Source organism: Myxococcales bacterium, assembly GCA_012517325.1.
GTDB lineage: Bacteria > Lernaellota > Lernaellaia > Lernaellales > Lernaellaceae > JAAYVF01.
In genome coordinates this window covers 1-15,899 of record JAAYVF010000006.1, presented here as the reverse complement: position 1 = coordinate 15,899, position 15,899 = coordinate 1, and the positions used below count along the sequence as shown (strand labels likewise).

Genomic DNA, 15,899 nt, shown 5'->3' with positions numbered 1-15,899 from the left:
CCGGTCAACTTGACAAGCGACGCGGCGAGGAAATATAAAACCCCCCGCGACGCGAATGGGGCGATGCCGCATTAGGGGCCCGTAGCTCAGCGGCTAGAGCTGCCGGCTCATAACCGGCTGGTCGCAGGTTCGAATCCTGCCGGGCCCAGGAGCGATCGACGACAGAGGAAACGATGACCGAAACAAATTTCATGCGACGCGCCGCCGCCCGACGCGTCCATGAGATCCTTGAAGTTCTGGAATCCTTCTTTCCTTCCTCGCTCGCCGAGGAATGGGATCGGATCGGCCTGCAAGTCGGCTCCGCCGCCGCGACCGTCAAACGCGTCGGCGTCGCGCTCGACCCCTCTCCGGAAGCCGTCCGGCAAACGGCCGGTGGCTTGCTGGTGACTCATCATCCGTTGTTGTTCCATCCCCTCGCCCGGCTCGACACCGATACGCCGGTCGGCGCGACCGTCGCCGAAGCGATCCGGCGCCGCACGGCGATCGTCGCCTGCCACACCAACGCCGATTGGGCGGCGGGCGGCGTCAACGACGTGCTCGCGCAACGGCTGGGCCTGCTGGACGTGCGGCCCTGGGAACCGCTCTATCCCGTCGCCTACCGCAAACTGACGGTCTTCGTGCCCGAATCGCACCTCGCGGCGGTGAGTGAGGCCGTTTTCCAGGCCGGCGGCGGCGTGATCGGCAATTACGCCAAATGCTCGTATCGCCTGCGGGGCGAAGGCACCTACCTGCCGCGGGCGGGCGCCACTCCCTACAGCGGCCGGCCGGGCGAATTGTCGGTCGAAAACGAGGTCCGGCTCGAGGTGCGCGTTCCGGCGGCGAACGTCACCGCCGTGCTGGAGGCGATGAAAGCGACGCACCCGTACGAGGAAGTAGCGTTCGACCTGTTCCCGACCGAACGGCAGAATCCCGCGGGCGGACGCGGCCGACTCGGCCGGTTGCCCAAGCCGCAAACGCTGGCCGCCTTGGCCCGCTGGGCGGCGCGGCGGCGGCGCGCGCCCGCCGGACGTTTCGTCGGCGACGGCGCCACCCGGATCGAGCGGCTGCTGCTGTGCGGCGGCGCCGGGGCCGGATTCATCGACGCCCTCGCCGGCCGGCCGGGCGATGCCCTGCTGACCGGCGATTTGAAATATCACGAAGCGCTTCAGGCCCGGGAACGGCGCGTTCCCGTCATCGACCTGGGACACTTCGCGACCGAATATCCGTTTATCGAAAGCTTGGCCGCGCGGCTGACCGCCTCGTTGTCGCCCTTGCCGGTATTCGTTTGCCGGACCGACAGCGATCCCTTCAGCCGGATTTAAGGAGGTTGCCTTGTCCGCTGCCGAACAACTGAGATTGCTTCACGACTTGCAACAAATCGATCAGCAAATCATGGAAATCGAGTTGCTGCGCAAGAATTCACCCAAGGAAATCGAAGCGCTCGAGAGCGAGATGGAGCACCATCGCCAGGTGGTCAAGGAAAAGGAAGCCGAGCAGAAACACGCCCAGGAAATCCGGCGGCAAAAAGACCGCGAACTGCAGGAACACGAAGCGCAGATCGAAAAAAACAAGGCGCGCCTGATGGCGGTGAAGACCAACGAGGAATACCACGCCATCCAGCGGGAAAACGACAAGCAGAAGGAAATGATCGAGGAGATCGAGGATCAACTGCTGCGGATCATGGACGATATCGACGGCGCCGAACTCTCGCTGAAAAAAGCCAAAGACCGCTTGGTCGAGGTCGAGAAGCTCAAGAGCGTGCAGATCGTCGAACTGAATAAAAAACTCGAGGTCGTCGGCGAAAAGCTGAAAATCCTCGAGGAGCAGCGCGCCAAGTTTCTCCCTTCCATCGAGGGCAATTTCCTGCATCGGTACGACCGCCTGCGGGAGATCACCGGCGGCGTCGCGGTGGTACGGGTCATCAAGCGCACCTGCCAGGGCTGCCTGATGAACGTGCCGCCCCAGGTTTACAACCTCGTCATCCGCAACGAGGAAATCATCACCTGCCCTTCCTGCCACCGCATCCTTTTTTACGAGGCAGAAGCGCAGAAAACCGAGGCCAACGGTGGTTGATCTCCGTCGCGCGGCGGCGCTGCTCAAGGCGCTGGCCGACGGCGTGCCGCTTGGTCAGGCCGCCGAACGGGCCGATTTCGACCTCGATCAGGCCCGCGAGACCCTGCAAGACCTGGCCTATCGACTGAATCGGCAGGGTCGCCACCAGGAAGAAGTCGAAGCCGCGGAACACCGCCGGATGGAGAACGCGAAGCAAATCGCCGCCGGCCGCGACGATCTGGTCTTCGTGTTCGACGGCGGCAGCCGCGGCAATCCCGGCCCGGCGGCCGGCGTGGCGATCGCGCTGGACGCCAACGGCGAGGCCCTGGTCGAACGGAGCCGCTTTCTGGATAAAAACACCAACAACGTCGCCGAGTATCACGGCCTGCTGTTGGCCATCGAACTGGCCGGGGAAATGGGCGTCAAACGGCTCTTGCTGCAAGGCGACAGCGAACTGGTCGTCAAGCAGTTGCAGGGAGAATACAAGGTCAAGAACAAGAACATCCTGCCGCTGTTTCTCGCCGCGGTCAGGGCGCTGCGCGAATTTCCCCACTGGGAAATCCGCCATATCCGGCGCGAGGAAAACCGGTTCGCCGACGACCTGGTCAACCGCGTGCTCGACGAGCGCGCCCCGCGCGTCAAGAACAAAAAGCAAGCCGCATTGACCGAGGATTAGTTTCTCGTTATCAACAAAACAGAACCGGAGCGGCCGGGGTGACCGCCGGCGATCCGCGGATCGCGGGAGGAAAGTCCGGGCATCGCGGACCAGGTGCCTGCTAACGGCAGGCGGGGGCGACCCTAGGGAAAGTGCCACAGAAATGACACGGCCGATGGCCCCGCTCCGCGGGGCACAGGCAAAGGTGAAATGGTGCGGTAAGAGCGCACCCACGACAGCCGGGGAACCGGCGGTGCGGTAAACCCCACCCGATGCAAGGCCGAGCGAACGCGTTTGAGGGAGGTCCGCCCGAGCGTTCAATGAGCCGCTGGAGGCGGCGGGCAACCGCCGTCGTAGACGAATGGTCACTGCCTTGGCCGCCCGTCGGCGGGAACGGGCGCCAAGCGTACAGAACCCGGCTTACAAGGCCGCTCCGGTTCCCGCGTTATCTCGGCGCGCGCGAATTCGGCCGCGCCCCAGAAAGGAAAGCGCTCGTTATTTGCTTCCGCGCTGCTTGCCCAGGCTCGCCGCCGGTGCTAAGTTTTTCCAAACGGGTCTGCTTCAAGGACTGACAATTAGATGAAAAAACAACTTTTCGGATTGCTCTGCCTGCTGCTCGTCGTCGCCGCCTGCGCCACCACCGGCGTCAAGCCGGAAACGCCGGCGACCGCCAACCACGAGCCGTCGATGATCGACAAGGCGCGGCTGCTGTTTTTACTGTCCCAGGGCTATCTCTCCCTGCAGGAAGGCAATGCCCCGCTCGCCTTTCAGCTTTTCGACCGGATCCAGGAACTGGGTTACGTCATTCCGGAAATCCTCCGCCTCAAGGCGATCATCCTGATTCAGAGCGGCGCGATCGATCAGGCCATGGGCGAGATCGAATTGGCGCTGCAACAGGCTCCCCGGGACGTCGAGACGCTGGCGTTGAAGGCGGGCGTCCTGGCCGCCACCGGCAAGCGCGAGGAAGCCATCGAAATTTATCGGACCATCCTGGATCTGAAGCCCGATTACGAGATGGCCGCGATTTTCATCGCGGGGCTCTACGAGGAAACCGGCGAAAACCGCAAAGCCGAAAAAGCCCTCGAGCAATTCACCAAGCGCAATCCCGAAGCCTATCAATCGTTCTTCGAGCTGGGCCGCCTGAACCTGGTCGACGAACAATGGGCCGCGGCGAAAAAATATTTCACCAAGGTGACCGAGCTCGAACCGGAATTCGCCCGCGGCTGGATCGGCCTGGGTTTCGCCTGCGAGGGCCTGGGCGACCGCCCCGCCGCGATCGTCGCCTACCAGCGCGCGATCGAACTCAATCCGGACGACCGTGCCCTGCACCGCCAGCTCATCGGCCTGCACCTGCGCACCAACAACCCGGACGCCGCCATGGCGGAAACTCAGCGCCTGGAGCTGCTCGGCGGCGGCACCGCGGACACCACCATTACGCGCGGCGTGGTGCTCTTTCACCAGGGCCGGACGGTCGACGCGCTGGCGCAGTTCAATCTGGTGCTCGAAAAAGAGCCGAAGAACAACCAGGCCCGCTATCTGGCGGCCGTGTGCCTGGCGCGGCTGAACAAAATCCCCGAGGCGCTGGACAACTACCGGCAGATTCCGAAGGAAAGCTCCTACTACCTTGAAGCGCGCCTCAACCTGGCCACCCTGCTCATGCGCCTGGGTCAGAACGGCAACGCGCTGGTCGAACTGGACCTGTTGGAAAAAGACTTCCCCAACGAACTGGACGTGCTGCGCACTCGCGGCTCGGTCCTTTCGAGCATGGGCCGCTTCGAGCAGGCCGAGGAAGTCCTGCAGCGCGCTCTGAAACTTCAGCCGGATGATCCGGAATCCATCTACTCGCTGGCGGTCCTCTACGAACGTTCGGGCCGCTGGAAGCAGGGTGTGCAGGTCATGGAAAAACGCCTGGACAAAGACCCGAACGACGTGGACGCCCTCAACTTCATCGGGTACACGCTGGCCGACCACAACGCCGACCTGTCGCGCGCCGAAAAGCTGCTCGCCAAAGCCGTCAAGATGAAACCCTACAGCGGCCACATCGTCGATTCGTACGGCTGGGCGCTGTATCGCATGGGCCGTTACGATCAGGCGATCGAGAACCTGAAACACGCGTTGGAACTGGAACCGTCCGAGGCGGTCATCGCCGAACACATCGGCGACGCGTACGCGGCCAAGGGCGATGCGTCACAGGCACGCGAATATTGGCGCAAGGCCATGACGCTCAATCCCGAGCCCGACACGTCCGCCCGCCTCAAAGGAAAACTGGGTGAATAACGGCGCCCGGCTCCTGGCGGCCTGCTGCGTGGTCGCGTGGCTCTGCGGTTGCGCGCCGTTCGCGGGGCAATGGACCGCGCCGGCCGTTTCCACCGCGGAAGTGACCGAAATGCTGGCGGCGCCGCTGCGGCAGGTCACGTCGCTGCAAGCGAGCGGCACGCTCAAGGTCAGCGACCGTGGCGCGCCGTTGCTCGCCGATATTTTTCTCGTTTTCGACCGGGCGCAGGGGCTGCGGCTGGATGTCGTCACGCCCTTCGGGACGCCGCTGTTCTCCGCGATCGTCGGCCTCGACGAAATCCTGCTGCTCGACTACCGGCACACGGTGATCCGCCGCGGCCCGGCCGACGCCGCGACCGCCTGGAAAGCCCTGCGGATCGAGGTGGAGCCGCGCTTCCTGAGGCAGTTCGTCGCCGGCGGCCTGGCGCTGGACCCGCCCGCGTGGGAGCCGGTCAAGCCGGAGCGCGGCGAGGATCACGACTTGTGGCATTTTCAGGCGGTGGATTGGCGGGTCGGCATCGAGCCGCGCGGCAGGCGGCCGGCGACGTTGCGCCTGGAGCGGCCGGAACCGCTGACCGTCGCGTGGAAGGCCGTTCGCCCGGAGGACGGCGTACCGGTGCCGCACGAAATCTCCATCGCACGGCCGGCGCAAAAACAAACGCTGGTCTTGAAGATGGCGGACGTTCGGGTTAATCAATTGATCGAGACATCGCTCTTCCACCCGTCGGTTCCCGACGGCTGGCGGGTGCAGGAGTTCGAGTCGGCGAATTAATGCGGAGGGAATGATGCAAAAGCCGCTGGGCGAGATCCTCAAGGAAGCCGGCCTGATTTCGGAAACCCACTTGCGGGCCGCGCTGTCCGAGCAGAAACGTTGGGGCGGCCGGCTGGGCGAGCACCTGATGAAGGCCGGACTGATCACCGATCAGCAACTGCTCGACGCGCTCAGCCATCAGCTCGGCGTGGCGAAAATCAATTTTCGCAAAAGCCACGTCTACCTCGAGGCGCTCAAGCTGATCCCGAAAAACATCTGCGCCAAATACAACGTCATTCCCGTCGCGGTGAAAAACCAGAAGGGGCACCGCAAGCTGCTGTTGGCGATGTCCGACCCGACCGATTTCCGCGGCATCCAGGAAGTCGAATTCCTGTCCGGCCACAGCGTCGTGACCGCCCTGGCCCTGGAAAGCGACATCAACCGGGCCATCGATTACTGCTACCACACCTCCGGCCTGCGCGAGAGTCACGGCCTGAACGACACCGCCGACGTCATCGAACTGGACACCCAGTTCGTCGGCACCGACGAGGAACCGATCATCATCAATCCCGAGGGCGAATTCGTCGAACGCGACCAGCGCATCAACGATTACGCGTTCCGCGCGCTGATCGACCTGCTGATCGAAAAAGGCGTCTTCACCCATGAGGAATTCCGCGCCAGGGTCGAAAACGAGCGCCAGAAGCCCTGACGGCGCCATGGCCACCCTGCTCGCCGCTTCCGACCTGACCGTTCATTTCCCCGTTCCCGGCGGAACGGCGCGCGCCGTCGACGGCATTTCCTTCACCGTGCAGGAAGGCGAAATCGTCGGCATGGTCGGCGAATCGGGTTGCGGCAAATCCGTCACCGCCCTGGCGCTGATGCGCCTCCTGCCCGAACGGCAGGCGCGGATCGGCGGACGGATCGAATGGCGCGGCCAATCTCTGACCGACCTGGACGAAACCCGGCTGCGCAAAATCCGCGGCCGCGAAATATCGATGATTTTCCAGGATCCCCTGACCAGCTTGAACCCGGTGTTTTCCGTCGGCGAACAACTCGTCGAGCCGCTGATGCAGCACCTGGGGCTCAGCCGCGCGGCGGCGTTGGCCGAGGCGCGAAACGCTTTGGAGCGCGTGGGCATCGAGCGGCCGGAGGAACGGCTCGGCGCTTATCCGAGTCAGCTTTCCGGCGGCATGCGCCAGCGGGTGATGATCGCCATGGCGATGGCCACCAAGCCGAAATTGTTGATCGCCGACGAGCCGACCACCGCGCTGGACGTCACCACCCAGGCCCAGGTGTTGCGGTTGATCGACGAACTGCGCCGGCAAACCGGAACGGCGGTGCTGTTCATCACCCACGACCTGGGTGTCGTCGCCGAGCTATGCGAACGGGTGATCGTCTTGTACGCGGGTAAAATCGCGGAAAGCGCCGGGGTGGCGGATCTTTTCAACCGGCCGTTGCATCCGTACACGCGCGGCCTGCTGCGCGCCATCCACACGCTGGACCGCGGCGGGATCGAAGCGGCGATTCCCGGCCGCGTGGAGCCCGCGACCTCCTATCCGCCGGGTTGCCGCTTCCATCCGCGTTGCCCCGACGTCCTGCCGCGCTGCCGCGAAACGCCGCCGCCGCTGTTTATACGCGAGGCGTCGCAAGTCGCCTGTTGGTTGTACGAGAAGGTCGGCGGCTAGGATTTTTTCGCCGGTTTTTTCACCGGTTTTTTCGCCGGTTTTTTCACCGGTTTTTTCGCCGGCTTTTTCACCGACTTTTTCACCGGTTCTTTCACCGGCTCTTTCGCGGCCGGTTGGCTGGCCGGATTCTTCCGTTTCGTTTCCCGTTTGATGTAATCGGCGTAGGCGCCCTCGACCCGGCCTTCCGCGACGCCCTTCGCGAAGACTTCCCGCGCGGTGCGCTTGTCGAAGGTCAGCCCCTTTTCCCGGCGCAGGAAATAATCCTCGGCCACGCGGCCCAGCCCATAGGTAAGCGCAAAGACCACCGGCGCCCGAAGTAGCCCGCCGATCAGCGGCAGGCCGATTTTCAGCAACGCCCCGGCCGTCAGCCGCGAGGCGATCGACAGGCCGACCGCGCCGACGAGTTCCTTGAAAACCTCGCCGGCGTTTTCGATCGTCAGCGGATGGCCCAGCCGCTTGCCGACGTGCAGCACCAGGGCGACGTGGATCGGCGTGACCAGCGCCAGTCCGGAAAGCGGCAGCGGATTGATCGAGGCGCCGGCCGCGGCGGCGCTGTAAGCCATGATGATCCGCCGGATCGGCGCCTGTTCGTTGCGTTCGTCGTCGATCTCGTCGCGGACCGCGCGCTCGATCGAGTCGTACATCTCCCTCGCCTTGGCCTTGATCCCATCCCAATCGCGTTTCATGGTCCCCCCCCTTCAACCGTTCGCGGCGCGGTTCACTCGCCCCAATAGGCGCCGCCGATTTCAACGGCCGCCTGGTCGGGCCGCACCGTTTCGAGCAGTCGATAATCCCAGCCGGTCCGCGCGTACACTTCGATTTGCAGCTCACCCAGCAAAGCCATGCGCGTGTAGGGTGCGTAGCCCTCGTCAGTCGGCGCCGGCAGCAGCACCGGCTCATCGTCGCCGAACGCGCCGTCGAGCACGAGGCGCGTGTCGCCCTGCCGCAGGTCGATCCGCACCCGGCCCTGATCGGCCGCCGCCCAGATGTCGACCAGGGTATTCAAATCCTGGCTGCGCATTTCGTAATTCCGCCCCGCGCCGCGCCAGATGAACATCCCCGCCATGACCCCGATATCGCCGCCGGCGAACGCCAGCGCGTCCTGTTCGGGCGAAGTGCCGCCGGCCTGAATCCAGATATACGAAGTCGGAAACACGGTGCCCCAGTTCTTGTCGCTGTAAATCGGCGCCCCTTCCACCGCGAAGGATTCGCCTTTCCAGATGATCTCACCGTCGGCGCGGCCGCGCAGCATGCCGACGTACCAGTTGACCGGCAGGCCCGGGATGTTGGTCAGTAGGCCCATCGTTTCGGCCCAATAATCCTCGATGGTGAAGCGCAGGTTCCAGCGGATATCCTCGCCGTCGTCGGTCAGGGATCCCGCCAGGCCGTCCGCCGTGGCGACGTTGTCGCCGACGCGCACCGCGAGCCGTTGCCGGCTGGCGTCAAACGCGTCGACGGGGTACAGCGTCGTCGCCGCCGGTTCGCCGTTGCGCGCGACGACGACGTACGACGAACTGCTGTCGGCGTCCGGCACCCCCGGATTCTGCACGCCGTAGATGAAGGCGAAGGTCGTGTCCGGCGCGGCCAGAACGCGGAAAAACCAGCCTTCGTAATAGGGATTGGAAAAGCCGTCCCAGTGGTAGCGGTTGGGATCGAGCGAGGGAAAGTCGATTTCCACGCCTTCCTGGTCGCGGTAAGGATCGTCCTGGTCGACGTCGCAGGCCGCCAACCCGAGGAGGAAAAGCCAAACGAGCAGCCAGCCGAAGCGTCGCACCGCATTCCTCCCGCGCCGGGGTTTGCTCAACGAGAGCCGATGCTCCGCGAACCTAGGAATCGGAAGCTTTCCGCTCCTGGCGCCGGCCCTCGGCCCGCGCGATCAGTTCGCTGGTGTCGGTCGGATAATTCCGCGTGATGCACGCCGTGCACAGTTCGCCTTCGGGCACGCCCAGGCCGCGGTACAAGCCCTTGTGGCTGATGTAGCGGACCGTGGTGCAGCCCATTTCCGCGCGGATCTCCTCGAGGTCCTTGCCGAAGGCGATCAGCTTGGTTTCGTCGGGCGTGTCGATACCGTAAAAACACGGGCCGATGATTGGCGGCGAAAAATACAGCATGTGGACCGCCGTGGCGCCCAGGTCGAAGAGCCGGCGGACGATTTTCTTGGCCGTCGTGCCGCGCACGTTGGAATCGTCGATGATCGCGATGCGTTTGCCCTCGATGAAATCGCGGATGAAGATGAACTTGTCGTCGATCGCCTTGCGCCGCTTTTCGTCGGAGGTTTCCTGGAAGCTGCGGCGGTTGTCGACCTTGATGATCGCGTTGAGGTACTGCTTTTGCAAAATGTGGGCGAAGGTCTGGCCGGCCGAGATGCTGGTGCCGGGCAGCCCGCAAACCACGTCGATTTCGGGCGCCAGATCGCGGCATTCCTCGGCCAGCACCGCGCCCAGTTCCGCCCGCGCCATCTCGACGCGCTGTTCCTTCATCGTCGAATCGGGCCGCGCGAAATAAACGTATTCGAAGAAACAGAACGCCTCGCGTTCGGGCAGGATCGTCTGCGCCACGGGATTGAGCCATTCGCGGTCGACCCACACCGCCTCGCCCGGCGCGACGTCGCGCACGTCGTGGTAATCGCCGAAATAGTTGAAGACGCTCGATTCGCTGCTGAACCCGACCTCGATCGTCTTGCCTTCGGCGTCGAGCCGCCGCGCCATGCACAACGGCCGGATGCCGTGCGAATCGCGGAACGCCAGCAGGCCGTTTTCCATCAGGCACAGCACGCTGTAGGCGCCGATGCATTCGGTCATCACCTGTTCGACGGCCTTCCACAAATGCTTGATCCACAACTGCGGGCGCTTGGCGTGCAGATAGGCCTTTTCCCGCATCAGGCCGTCGATCAGGGTATTTTGGATGACTTTGGCGTCCACTTCGGTCTGGAAGGAAAAGCCCTTGTCCTTGAGCGATTGGGTCTGGCTGTAGACGTTGATCAGGTCGCCGTTGTTGCACGTGGCCATGCCGGGCCGGTCGGAAAACACCGGCTGGATGTTGCGCCACAGGAATTCCTCGGAGGTTTTGCCGGCGGTGACGTAACGGGTGTGAGTGATGCCGCTGGTGCCGTGCAATTGGCGCGGATCGTAATCCATGAACAGCAGTGTCGCCGGCGCCAATCCGCCGTGATTGTAGAAGAACTTGCCGTCAAAGGTGAAAACCTTCGTGCTGCGGTGACCGCGGTTTTGCAACCGGGCCGCGCCGGCGATCAACCGCGGCGAAACTTGTTCCTTGCCGATTAATCCGAAAATTCCACACATTTCTTCGATTCTCGTTTCATCGTTGTTGCTGGTTGTCGGTCCGGGTAGATCGGCCTAATTTTACTCGGTTTTCAACCCGTCGGAGACGTTCTCCGGCGGGTTAGAGTTGTAACGCAAATTGAACGCCCGGTCAATGGTCGAAGCCGAATCGGGTAAGAATGATTAGCGAGATTCAACCTCGTGGCAGCTTCGTTTTATTCAAATTCAATGTCTTATCGTTTGATTTTTCCCTGCCTTTCGTTTCCGAAAGGCAGGGAGTGGCCACCAATGACTTGTTACACCGACTATCGCTTGATCGCGCTCCGTTCATGGAAATAGATGGGAGAATCCTCGAATCCGCAACGATAAGCATATTGCATTTCGAAGGTTTCTTGTGCCTCGGAGGCGTTGGCCTCGACATAAGCGAAGCCGGCATAGAAAAGGGTCAGCGATGTTTTGGAGTATTCGGCCTCGGCCTCGCATTCATTACGACTTTCCTCTTCCAACAGTTCCAGTGCGATCAGCGGCTCGCTCGCGATAAGTTCTTTGTCGACATTCCGCCAGCGAATGGTAATTTCCTGTAACTCACCTTCGGGCGAAAACATTAATTTCGCGTTGGACCCAGAAACATAATAACCATCGAGCTCGCGCACCGTATAGAGAAGAAAGTTCTCGGTAGTCGGTTCGCCCACGTCATTGCCTATTTCGTCCTCGGTCTGGCCGACAATCCGCTCCACTTTGATCTCGCGGATTTCATCGAGCGGTACACCCAATAGCTCCAACAAATCCTCCGCCTCATCGTGAAGGTCGATTTCGGAAACCGGCTCGTTTCCGATTTCGTATCGTTTCCATTCACTTGGCTGCGGCTCTTTTTTAAGAAGTGAAAAATGCCCCGATATCGCATTGCGCGATAAAATGTATTCGGCGTTTTCCAGTCTCCACCAGCCACGCCGCGCTTCATGCAATTCGGCATCGGTCAGGTCGATACCCAATGCCAAGGCATCGTCGATGAGTTGCACCGAAGGCTCAACGGGAGTCAGGATTTGATATGTATTGCCAAATTGAGTCGAACCCGCTTGAGCAATCGCGGCCATCGAAGCAGCCAGAACGATCGAGGTAAGTATTAAGAAAAACCGTTTCATGAATCCCTCCGGTTTTTGTGTTTCTATTTGTTTCACTTGTTCGATACCAATAGGTAGTTAGATGGAACGATTTGATCACAATGGATCGCCGGCATTCGGATCACAACCGGCCCGATAATGCCGCCGCCATACGGTCGGACTAGGGGTATCCGCATACAATAGGTTTATCTGTCCGGGTGTCGGATACTTCTCGTTAGTCAGAATATCCTCACAGGAATCTTCGGTATAACGACCGGTATAGGCGACCGGACAGAGGTCGACATCTCCATCGAAATCAAATTCCGTCAGTTCCTGAACCCACTCGCGGGCTATGGCTAGGATATGGCTATGGTTGGCAAAATTACCGTAATCATCTAGTAATTGATCCGAGATCCAGCCATTTCCGTGAAAACCATCGATCTGGTGAACCCCTTGAAACACCGGGCGCCAGGATTGAAGAGCATTGTCGTCAACATGCATGCTATGGCAGGAATCCAAATGAAGCCATTTGTTGCCGTTGGCGATATCGCCAAGCTGCATTTGGTCATACGGGATTACTTTGCAGCTATTCGTGATGGCATTGAATCGATTCATACTAATATAAATATGATTACTGGCGTTGACACCGCCATGAGCGCCGATGAATCCGATCATCCCATCATCTAGGTAGTTGGAATCCTGGCCATATGTAACTTTATCCGGGTCCCAAAACATATAGTGATAGACATAATTTGCATTTAAATTTTGATCCCACCCATGTTCGTCCATTTCATCCATATAATCTTGCAGCATTGATTGTGAAAAAAGCGGGCCATTTAAACATTCCGCATCATTACTATATTTTTCCATCAAATAAAAATTGACATCATAGCTGCTTTTCACATACCTCACCCAAAAACCGATCAGAAAGAAGATAACTAGCATAGTGAATAATCCAGTTCGTTTTGTCATGATTATACTCCTTTCAATACGCTGGTTTTTAACCGCAGACGAACTACTCATATGCGGCTAGAAAATGTTTTTAATTTTATATTTTCTTGATGAAGGGCCCCATTTGACTTCCATAGTTTATCAATAAAAAACTAGTGTCAATAATATTATCCTTGCAGGCAAATCATTGTTTTGCTAACCTCTGGATAGTTGCTGTAGGCGATCACAGATTGTGTAATTCGAACAGCGATTGCCGACTTGGACAAATAGCTGAATTGTTTTCAGCTCTCCAAGCCGTGATGGACGGCAAACAATTATTCTTTCAGCATCTCAATATGGAAAGGAGAATGCAATGTTAGGAAGAAGAATAGTGGTTTTTCTGGCAGCTTCTTTATTGCTTATTTCAATCTCGGCCTTTGCGCAAGACGATGACACACCATGTGGGAATAATATATTCCAGGCCATGGGAAAAGCTAATGGCAGTGACACGACATGGCTGCAACCAAGCACCACATACACTTTCGGTTTCGATGTTTGGAATATGTACGGCGGTTCAGAGGCAATCAAGAAATTCTCGGCGACTTTTCCGGACCCGGATTACGTTCTCGATCAAAGCTCCCTGATCCCGCCTGTCGCATTGACTCACGAAGGCGAGGAGACCGGGACCTGGGCGGTTACCTTCGATAGCGCAACCTCGACAATCTTTTGCGAATACACCGGCCCCAGCGCCACTCCCGAAATTGGCAATATTCGCGAAACCGAATACCTGACTTTTACTTTTATTGCAACAACCGATAGCGACCAATGCCTTTACCATCCAGGCGCCTTACACTATTGGTTCGATCATGTAATGACCGGCGACGCCGTTCCGCCGACTGTCATTGAGGGTACTTGGCATTTCGCGTCTCCTGCCGGTGATGACGACACAGTCGGCGACGATACCAACGACAGCAATGATGCCGATTCGGATGATGACGATAACGACGACAAGGGTTGCGGCTGCTAGCGATTAACCGCGACTGCCGCTAGTTTTTGATCGGAGAAGGGCATGTTTGGAAAAAGAGTTTTAATGATGATCGTGATTTTACTATTGGTCGGCGCGGTTTCGGCATTTGCGCAGGACGACGATACCACGCCCATCCTCGACGACGATACGCCCCAAACCGATGATGTATTCGGTGTGATCGGCTGGGCTGACGGCATCGGTGGCATGTACTTATGGCCCAGTACGCAATACACCTTCGCTTTTGACGTGTGGAACATGACCGGCGGCAATGAAGCCATCAAGAAAATTGCGATCACCCTGCCCGATCCTACTTGCGTTCTCGACCAAGCCACCCTGGCCGCGCCCGCCGCGCTGATCCACGAGGGCGAGGAAGCCGGTACCTGGGCGGTTTCATTCGACGACGCCACGGATACGCTCACCTGGTTATACACCGGCCCCACCGCTACGCCCGGAATCGGCAATATCCGCGAAAGCGAGCACGTTTCTCTCACGTTCGTGGCGACAACCGGCAGTAAAGCCGACCCGTTCTACGGCGGCTACTGGTACAACTGCTTCGACTATGTGCTGACCGGCGACGCCGATCCGGCTACCGCCGTCGATGACCATTATTGTTTTCCCGAGCCCGCCGGTGGCGATGACACGGTCGACGAGGATGATGATAACGATAACGACAGTAATGATGACGACAATGCCGATTCGGATAACGAGGACAGCGACAAAGGTTGCGGCTGTTAGCGAAGAATCGTGACGAGGATTCTTCGGCTGCACTCATGGCAGGTGGCGTATTTCAATGATGTTCCGAACCAAAACCATTGCCTTTGTCTTGACTGGGCCTCCCAATTCGGCATTCGACATTCGACATTCCGCATTCCGCATTCCTCATTCCTCATTCCCCATTCGGCATTCCCCATTTGGCATTCCCCATTCGGCATTCCCCATTATTGTTTTCTCCACTTGCCGCCAATAATCCCTTAGTCTAAAACGAGCGCATGAACACCATCTTGATCGGCCTGGGTTTTACCGGCGGATTTTTTCTGCTTTTCCACGCGAGTTTTCTGTTGCGGCGCAAGGGACCCGTCGGGCGGGACGACCCGTCCTATTGGGCGCTTTCGCTGACCTATTCCGCCGGCTTGGGTTTCATGCTGGCCGAGTTGATCGCGATGCCGGTGATTCGCTTTGCGACCTGGCAACTGCCCGGCTGGGGTTTGGCGATCCTGGCCCGACTCTGGACACACTGGAGCTACCGGCACCTGGGCGACAACTACACGCCCGAAGCGGACAATCCCAGCCCTTCACAAACCCTGGTGCGCTCGGGGCCCTATCGCTGGTTCCGGCACCCGATCTACCTGGGCAATGCCCTGACGCTGATCGGCTTTTTCTGGGGCGCCGGCGTTCGTTGGACCTGGTTGGCGCTCGTGCCTTACACCACCGTCGTCATCTGGCGGGTGCGGCGCGAGGAACATTTTTTAAAGCAAAAATTCGGCAAGCCGATCTGAAAGCCATGGAACTCGACCTGCACGGCATGACGGTGGACGAGGCGCTGGCGTTTTTCGTGCGCCGGTACAACGAGGAAGTGCGCACCGGCCGCCGGGCGCCGCTGCACGTCATTCACGGCTACAGTTCCACGGGCGACGCCGGCCGGACCATCAAGCGGGAACTGCACCGCCTGCTTCACCGGCACCGCGACCGCCTCACCTACATTTGCGGCGAGAAGATCGACGGCAATCCCGGCTACACGATCGTCGAGCCGCGGGGGACGCTGCCGACCGCCCTCGACCGCCTGCAGCAGGATATCCGGCAATTCTGCGAAACCGGCAAAACCAAGGAAAAGATCGTCCGCAAATTTCTACGTAAAAACGACGAGCCGACGATTCTGACCGCCCTCGACGCGCTGGTGAAAGACAAGCTGTTGCGCGTCGAAACAAAGGGCGGCATCCGGGTGTATTGCCGGGAGTAATGGATTTACATCAAGCGGCGGGCGGTAAAAGGGCGGCGAAGCCGGGGTGAGGGTTGATAAAGCCCTCACGTAGTGTCCCCCCGAAAGCAAGACAGATTTAGGCGGCTTTTAGGGTGAGGTAAGCCGCTTCGACCTCGTTCGGCGTCCGGTAACCGAGCGCCGAGTGGATTCGTTTTTCATTGTACCAGCGGACATATTGGTCGATGGC

The 15,899-nt window shown here is 59.8% G+C and carries 17 protein-coding genes, 1 tRNA gene and 1 other RNA gene; 13 read left to right on the top strand and 6 right to left on the bottom strand.

Annotated elements, in window-relative coordinates:
* Positions 1–75: 75 nt before the first annotated feature.
* From GX444_00575 to GX444_00535, 9 genes are all read left to right on the top strand, one after another.
* Positions 76–148 (top strand) — tRNA-Ile (locus GX444_00575).
* Between the two features lie 25 nt (positions 149–173).
* Positions 174–1,301 carry a Nif3-like dinuclear metal center hexameric protein gene (locus tag GX444_00570; protein NLH47074.1) on the top strand — a complete coding sequence of 376 codons (1,128 nt, stop codon included), beginning with the start codon at positions 174–176 and terminating at the stop codon, positions 1,299–1,301.
* A 10-nt stretch (positions 1,302–1,311) separates the two neighbouring features.
* Positions 1,312–2,052, top strand: coding sequence for a hypothetical protein (locus GX444_00565; protein NLH47073.1), 741 nt, complete (start codon positions 1,312–1,314; stop codon positions 2,050–2,052).
* Entirely contained in the window at positions 2,045–2,707 is a 663-nt protein-coding gene (locus tag GX444_00560; GenBank protein NLH47072.1) for a ribonuclease HI family protein, read from the top strand. Before GX444_00565 ends, GX444_00560 begins: the two co-directional genes overlap by 8 nt.
* 26 nt (positions 2,708–2,733) lie before the next feature.
* Positions 2,734–3,125: RNase P RNA component class A (gene rnpB / locus GX444_00555), an RNA gene on the top strand.
* Positions 3,126–3,265: 140 nt separating this feature from the next.
* Entirely contained in the window at positions 3,266–4,963 is a 1,698-nt protein-coding gene (locus GX444_00550; GenBank protein ID NLH47071.1) for a tetratricopeptide repeat protein, read from the top strand.
* On the top strand, positions 4,956–5,732 hold the full coding sequence (locus GX444_00545) for a hypothetical protein (protein NLH47070.1): 777 nt from the start codon (positions 4,956–4,958) through the stop codon (positions 5,730–5,732). The genes GX444_00550 and GX444_00545 overlap by 8 nt, the downstream gene beginning before the upstream one ends.
* A gap of 13 nt (positions 5,733–5,745) precedes the next feature.
* A complete protein-coding gene (locus GX444_00540) occupies positions 5,746–6,420 on the top strand; it encodes a hypothetical protein (protein NLH47069.1) in 675 nt (224 codons plus the stop codon).
* A gap of 7 nt (positions 6,421–6,427) precedes the next feature.
* On the top strand, positions 6,428–7,396 hold the full coding sequence (locus tag GX444_00535) for an ABC transporter ATP-binding protein (GenBank protein NLH47068.1): 969 nt from the start codon (positions 6,428–6,430) through the stop codon (positions 7,394–7,396).
* Here GX444_00535 and GX444_00530 read toward each other — a convergent pair.
* The 5 genes from GX444_00530 to GX444_00510 form a co-directional block, all read right to left on the bottom strand.
* Positions 7,393–8,082, bottom strand: a complete 690-nt coding sequence (locus GX444_00530; protein ID NLH47067.1) for a DUF697 domain-containing protein — start codon at positions 8,080–8,082, stop codon at positions 7,393–7,395. The genes GX444_00535 and GX444_00530 overlap by 4 nt on opposite strands.
* A 32-nt stretch (positions 8,083–8,114) precedes the next feature.
* Positions 8,115–9,170 carry a hypothetical protein gene (locus tag GX444_00525; protein NLH47066.1) on the bottom strand — a complete coding sequence of 352 codons (1,056 nt, stop codon included), beginning with the start codon at positions 9,168–9,170 and terminating at the stop codon, positions 8,115–8,117.
* 52 nt (positions 9,171–9,222) lie between these two features.
* Complete coding sequence (locus tag GX444_00520; GenBank protein ID NLH47065.1) at positions 9,223–10,698, bottom strand: amidophosphoribosyltransferase; 1,476 nt, start codon at positions 10,696–10,698, stop codon at positions 9,223–9,225.
* Positions 10,699–10,982: 284 nt separating this feature from the next.
* The gene (locus tag GX444_00515) at positions 10,983–11,819 is read right to left on the bottom strand and encodes a hypothetical protein (GenBank protein ID NLH47064.1); all 837 of its coding nucleotides are present in this window, start codon (positions 11,817–11,819) and stop codon (positions 10,983–10,985) included.
* Positions 11,820–11,894: 75 nt separating this feature from the next.
* Positions 11,895–12,749, bottom strand: coding sequence for a hypothetical protein (locus GX444_00510; GenBank protein NLH47063.1), 855 nt, complete (start codon positions 12,747–12,749; stop codon positions 11,895–11,897).
* 331 nt (positions 12,750–13,080) lie between these two features.
* Here GX444_00510 and GX444_00505 point away from each other — a divergent pair, with 331 nt between their 5' ends.
* The 4 genes from GX444_00505 (at position 13,081) to GX444_00490 (ending at position 15,691) form a co-directional block, all read left to right on the top strand.
* Positions 13,081–13,734: a hypothetical protein gene (locus GX444_00505; GenBank protein ID NLH47062.1), complete on the top strand. Its 654-nt coding sequence runs from the start codon at positions 13,081–13,083 to the stop codon at positions 13,732–13,734.
* A 42-nt stretch (positions 13,735–13,776) separates the two neighbouring features.
* Positions 13,777–14,469, top strand: coding sequence for a hypothetical protein (locus tag GX444_00500; GenBank protein NLH47061.1), 693 nt, complete (start codon positions 13,777–13,779; stop codon positions 14,467–14,469).
* Positions 14,470–14,723: 254 nt separating this feature from the next.
* Positions 14,724–15,230, top strand: a complete 507-nt coding sequence (locus GX444_00495) for a hypothetical protein (protein ID NLH47060.1) — start codon at positions 14,724–14,726, stop codon at positions 15,228–15,230.
* Between the two features lie 5 nt (positions 15,231–15,235).
* Positions 15,236–15,691 (top strand): Smr/MutS family protein, encoded by a 456-nt coding sequence (locus tag GX444_00490; GenBank protein NLH47059.1) that lies wholly within the window; start codon positions 15,236–15,238, stop codon positions 15,689–15,691.
* A 97-nt stretch (positions 15,692–15,788) separates the two neighbouring features.
* On the opposite strand, the gene GX444_00485 is transcribed toward GX444_00490, so the two are convergent.
* Positions 15,789–15,899: transposase (locus tag GX444_00485; GenBank protein NLH47058.1), on the bottom strand; the 111-nt coding region annotated here is incomplete at its 5' end.

Coding starts and splice junctions, on each gene's coding strand:
- GX444_00490 (NLH47059.1), top strand. CDS start 15,236: ATGGAACTCGACCTGCACGGCATGACGGTGGACGAGGCGCTGGCGTTT.
- GX444_00530 (NLH47067.1), bottom strand. CDS start 8,082: ATGAAACGCGATTGGGATGGGATCAAGGCCAAGGCGAGGGAGATGTAC.
- GX444_00515 (NLH47064.1), bottom strand. CDS start 11,819: ATGAAACGGTTTTTCTTAATACTTACCTCGATCGTTCTGGCTGCTTCG.
- GX444_00520 (NLH47065.1), bottom strand. CDS start 10,698: ATGTGTGGAATTTTCGGATTAATCGGCAAGGAACAAGTTTCGCCGCGG.
- GX444_00570 (NLH47074.1), top strand. CDS start 174: ATGACCGAAACAAATTTCATGCGACGCGCCGCCGCCCGACGCGTCCAT.
- GX444_00540 (NLH47069.1), top strand. CDS start 5,746: ATGCAAAAGCCGCTGGGCGAGATCCTCAAGGAAGCCGGCCTGATTTCG.
- GX444_00510 (NLH47063.1), bottom strand. CDS start 12,749: ATGACAAAACGAACTGGATTATTCACTATGCTAGTTATCTTCTTTCTG.
- GX444_00505 (NLH47062.1), top strand. CDS start 13,081: ATGTTAGGAAGAAGAATAGTGGTTTTTCTGGCAGCTTCTTTATTGCTT.
- GX444_00550 (NLH47071.1), top strand. CDS start 3,266: ATGAAAAAACAACTTTTCGGATTGCTCTGCCTGCTGCTCGTCGTCGCC.
- GX444_00500 (NLH47061.1), top strand. CDS start 13,777: ATGTTTGGAAAAAGAGTTTTAATGATGATCGTGATTTTACTATTGGTC.
- GX444_00535 (NLH47068.1), top strand. CDS start 6,428: ATGGCCACCCTGCTCGCCGCTTCCGACCTGACCGTTCATTTCCCCGTT.
- GX444_00495 (NLH47060.1), top strand. CDS start 14,724: ATGAACACCATCTTGATCGGCCTGGGTTTTACCGGCGGATTTTTTCTG.